A 4,452-nucleotide genomic window follows, 5' to 3' on the forward strand; every position below is an offset into this window, starting at 1 on the left:
CGGCCCCCGTGGTGTCCCCGGCCCCCGTGGTGTCCCCGGCGCGGTGGTGCCGAGGAGGGCGCCCCCCCCCGGGCCACGCCTCGCCGCAACGGCCGTCACGCTGCCGAAGCCGGTGTTCAGCTCGCTTTCCGGCGGTGTTCACCAGCCCTTACGGCATCACTGGCCGGGTCCTTCGACGATCACCCCATGACACACATGACTCGTGCGAAGGCCTCCTCCTGCGTCCTGGCCGCCGCGCTCCTCGTAGGGATCGCCGCGCCCGCCGTCTCGGCACACGGCGCTCCGGCCCCCGCCTCCCGGGAGTCGCACCCGCGCATTCCGTTCACACAGGCCGAGGTCACCGCCTCGGACGACGGCTCGTACACGGTGGAGTGGAAGGCGCCCGGCGTACGCCGCGTCGCCATCAAGGCGAACGGGCGCACGGTGGCCTCCGGTGGCGCGACCGGCAAGGTCACCGTGCGGGGGCTGCCCGCAGCCGACCGGCAGTGGTTCGACCTGGTGCCCGAGCGCGGGGGCTCGCTGCACCTCGCCGACCGGCTCGTCGCCCTCGAAGGGGCCGTCAACTTCCGTGACGCGGGCGGTTACCGCACCGCTGACGGACACTGGGTGAAGATGGGTGAGATCTACCGCTCCGACGCCCTGGACAAGCTGACCACCGCCGATCTGGCGAAGCTGCGGCGGCTGTCGGTCCGTACGGTCCAGGACCTGCGCACGGAGTCCGAGCGCTCGGCCGCACCCGACCGCCTCCCGGCAGGTGCCACGCAGGTGGTGGCCGACGTGCTGGCGGGTTCGCCGGCCTTCACCGAGATGCCGACGACCCCGGAGGAGGGCGCGGCGATGATGGTCGAGGGCGAGAAGTTCATGGTCAGCGGCGACACCGCCAGGGCCGCCTACCGCACGGTCTTCGGTGGGATCGCGGACGATTCCGCACGCGCCGTCGTCTTCCACTGCACGGCCGGCAAGGACCGTACGGGCTGGGCGAACGCGGCGCTGCTCACGGCGCTCGGTGTCCCGCGCTCCACGGTCATGGCGGACTACCTCGCCTCCAACGACTACCGCGCCGAGGCCAACGCCGCAGCTCTCGCCGCGATGCCGGCCGGGCAGGCCGCGGTGTACAAGCCGCTGCTGGACGTGCGCGCCGAGTACCTCAACTCCGGTTTCGACGAGGTCGGGGAGGAGTTCGGCTCGTTCGGCGCGTACGAGAAGAAGGCGCTCGGTCTGGACGCCGAGGACATCCGTGACCTGAAGCGCGACCTGCTGGTGGGCTGAGACCTTCCCCGGTGGCCGGGGGCGAGGGCGGTCCGGTCCGGGAGCCCGGCCGTCGCCCCGTCAAGGACCTGCGGCCCGGAGCGGTGGCGGTGGTGATGGTGCGAGGGCGGGTGCGGTCGCCGGGGTGAGCCCGGCGGCGGCCCGCCGTTCGGCTGTACGAAGTCCTCCGATGCGGCGAGATCCGGCCATGTCCCCGCTCCACGCGCTCGGCCTCGGCGGGCTCGGCGGACTCGGGGTCCATGACCGTCACAGCGAACCACCGACCCCCTTGACCAGCGGATTACCCAACTGCGGTGTGTCGTCGGGTATCTCGTCACGATCTTCACGCTCCCGTAACCACAAAATCTTTACGCTCGTAACCAAGCCATGATCATCTCTGGGCATGACGAGTTCGGCCCAGGAGGTTTCGATGGATGTAGTGCGGCAGTCGGCTCAGTCCGGCCGAGTGGTGATCTGGGAGGAGTCCGCCCGCGACGGCGCCCAGGCCAAGACGCTCATGACTCCGGAGTTCCGGGTAAGGCTGGCCCACGAGACCGGGCGTGTGTTCGGAGCGGACGGGCCGCGGCACGTGGTGTTCGCCGCGGGCTTCCCCGCCGTGTGCGACGAGGAATTCGAGGCCGTACGCCAGGTCGCGGCCGAGGCCGAGGAATCGGTCAGTGTGGCCGCGGTGTGCCGGGGCGCCCTCAGGGACGTCGAGCAGGCCGTCGCCTCGGTGCGGGGCAGCCGCAACGCCCGCGTGATGGTGGTGGTCCCGGCGTCCGAGGCGATGTCACAGGTGATGGTCCACAAGACGGCCGAACAGGCTCTCCAGGGCGGGGTCGACCTCGCCAAGCTGGCCCGTGACCTGGACGACACGGTCGCGGTGGACATCTGCCTGGCGGACGCCTCCCGTGCCGACACCTCCCTCATGAGCCACTACGCGCAGGCCATGACCGGTGCCGGTGCCGGTCTGGTGGTGCTGGCCGACACGGTCGGCGCCCAACTGCCGGGTGCTTGCCGCGACATGTTCGACGCGGTGCAGGCCGGAACCGACGAGGACGTGGTCCTCGCCACCCACCTGCACAACGACCTCGGGCTCGGGCTGAACAACACGCTTCAGGCACTGGCCGCCGGCGTGCGAGTGGTGTCCAGCTCGTGGCTCGGCATCGCGGAGCGGGCCGGCATCGTCGCCACCGAGCAGCTGCTGTTCCTCCTCGCCCGTCACGCCGAGGAACTCCTGAACACCGACGCGACGCCCTGGTGGACCGCCCCCGACCTGACCCGGCTCCCCACGATCGCGCAGATGGTGGCCCAGGAGACCGAGGTCCCGCTGAGCGTCACCACCCCGATCGTCGGCACGGGAGTGGGCACCATCTCCACCGGCACGCCGTTCGTCCACCCGCAGCTCTTCCAGCCCTACGACCCGACCCAGGTGCTGGGCATCCAGCCGAAGGTCTTGCTGACACAGCTGGCCAGCGCCCGCGTCATCACCGCCGTCGCCACCCGACTCGGTCACGGCCTCGACAAGGAACAGACCCGCGCGGCGATGAACTGGGTCAAGAAGCGTGCCTTCCGCACCGGCAGGGCCGTCGTCGAGGAGGCCGCGTTCGCCGACTACCTCGACGGTCTCGTCCACACCGACCGGATCAGCGCATGACGGGCGTACCGGTGGAGCGCTCCGATCGCGCCCCGGTGTCGCTCGCGCAGGCCGGAGAGGCTCTGCGTGACGGGGCGGCCGTGGTCCTCCCCAACCCGGCGCCGCTCACCCACGTCGTCACCGGACGCCGGGCACGGGCCGTGAACGAGGCCAAGGGCCGCCCCGGCGGCCAGCCGGTCGCCCTGTGGGCCCACCATCCCGACACGCTGCGCGACCTCGACCGGATCTGGGGACTGGGACCCGGGCAGAGGGCGATCGCCCGGTGGCTGCTGACGCGGGAACACCTCACCGTCCTGGTGCCGGTGCGGGACAGCGGCGACATGCCGGCCTGGGCGGCTCCAGCGGTCAAGGACGGCTGGATGCTGCTGTTCGGGGCCCGCTGGCAGCCCCTGAGGCCCCTGCTGGACCAGCTGCCGCTCCTGTACGTCAGCAGCGCCAACCGCACCGGCCATCCGCCCGCCGCCACCACTGCGGACGCCCTGGCCATGTTCCCCGCCACCGTCCCCGTCCTGTCCGTACCGGAACAGGGACAGGGACAGGGAGATCCGGACACGGTGACGGCCGGCACGGAGCGGCAGGCCACGACCACGGTCCGCCTGCACCTCGACGGCCGTCTGGAGCTCCACCGGCACGGAGCCCAGGACCGGGGCCACGCCGACCCCGGCGACTACCTCCGGCACCTGCAAGCGCGTGGTGCGGAGGCGGCAGGGCTCCACGACGCCGGCAGCACTGCGGGTGACGCGTCCGCCTGAGGGCCTGCCTGCGTGCCCCTCGACGGCGAGGACGGCCCCGCCCACCCGGCCGGAGGTGTTCCCGGCCGGGTGGCGTGCACCGTCGTGCGCTCGCGCGTTGCCGTCGAGGGCGCCCGCAGGAGGAACCACTTCTTCCGCACGCCGGGCACCCCTGCTCGGATGAGCCCGCATCCTGCGATCCGTGGAGGCCGTCAGGGGCACTTGAGCAGGTCCCTGAGTCCGGCGGCGAGCGTACGGACCTCCTCCTCGCTGGGCCGGCCCGCAGGAGCCCCGGGGGCGGCCTCGCCCTGCCCGGGTGCCCGGCACGGGCGGCAGAGGCCGTCGGGGAGGGCTTCCGGGCGGCCCGGGGCGCCGCACTTGGTGCATTCCAGCATCACGCGGTGCACGGGCGCGCCCGGTGCGGGCGGTGCGGGCGGTGCGGGGGTGGCGGGGACGTGCGCCGGGATCTTGTCGATGAGGCGGCGGCGTACGAAGCCGACCGGGGAGCCGACCCCCGGCGGGAGCCCGGCGGTGAGGGCCTGCGTGAGGTAGTCGGCGTCCACGCCGCGTACGAACCACTTGGCGGCCAGGGCCTCCAGGGCCGTGCAGTCGGCGGCGGACAGGGCCAGCCGGGAGTCCGCGCGCCCGAGCTGTGCCAGCGCGAGGTAGGCGGGGGAGGGCCCGGCGGGGGCCGGGGGCCGCTGCGGTGGTACGGCGGGCACGGCAGCTGCGGGAGGGACGGCGGGCGGGGGAGGAGCGACGGGCCCCGGGGACACCGGCGCGGGGGTTTCTGCGGTGACTGCCGGGAGCACCGGC

At 73.1% G+C, this 4,452-nt stretch carries 3 protein-coding genes and 1 pseudogene; 3 read left to right on the forward strand and 1 reads right to left on the reverse strand.

Annotated features, from left to right (window positions below):
* Positions 1 to 186 precede the first annotated feature (186 nt).
* From VN520_RS08695 to VN520_RS08705, 3 genes are all read left to right on the forward strand, one after another.
* A complete protein-coding gene (locus tag VN520_RS08695; RefSeq protein WP_325746276.1) occupies positions 187 to 1,269 on the forward strand; it encodes a tyrosine-protein phosphatase in 1,083 nt (360 codons plus the stop codon).
* 409 nt (positions 1,270 to 1,678) lie between these two features.
* Entirely contained in the window at positions 1,679 to 2,905 is a 1,227-nt protein-coding gene (locus VN520_RS08700; RefSeq protein WP_325746277.1) for a 2-isopropylmalate synthase, read from the forward strand.
* The gene (locus VN520_RS08705) at positions 2,902 to 3,657 is read left to right on the forward strand and encodes a hypothetical protein (RefSeq protein WP_325746278.1); all 756 of its coding nucleotides are present in this window, start codon (positions 2,902 to 2,904) and stop codon (positions 3,655 to 3,657) included. Before VN520_RS08700 ends, VN520_RS08705 begins: the two co-directional genes overlap by 4 nt.
* Before the next feature lie 191 nt (positions 3,658 to 3,848).
* Here the strand turns inward: VN520_RS08705 and VN520_RS08710 are convergent.
* A pseudogene (locus VN520_RS08710) lies at positions 3,849 to 4,452 on the reverse strand (MarR family transcriptional regulator); the annotation flags it as partial.

It is taken from the genome of Streptomyces sp., assembly GCF_035563135.1.
Lineage (GTDB): Bacteria > Actinomycetota > Actinomycetes > Streptomycetales > Streptomycetaceae > Streptomyces.

Coding starts and splice junctions, on each gene's coding strand:
- VN520_RS08695 (WP_325746276.1), top strand. CDS start 187: ATGACACACATGACTCGTGCGAAGGCCTCCTCCTGCGTCCTGGCCGCC.
- VN520_RS08700 (WP_325746277.1), top strand. CDS start 1,679: ATGGATGTAGTGCGGCAGTCGGCTCAGTCCGGCCGAGTGGTGATCTGG.
- VN520_RS08705 (WP_325746278.1), top strand. CDS start 2,902: ATGACGGGCGTACCGGTGGAGCGCTCCGATCGCGCCCCGGTGTCGCTC.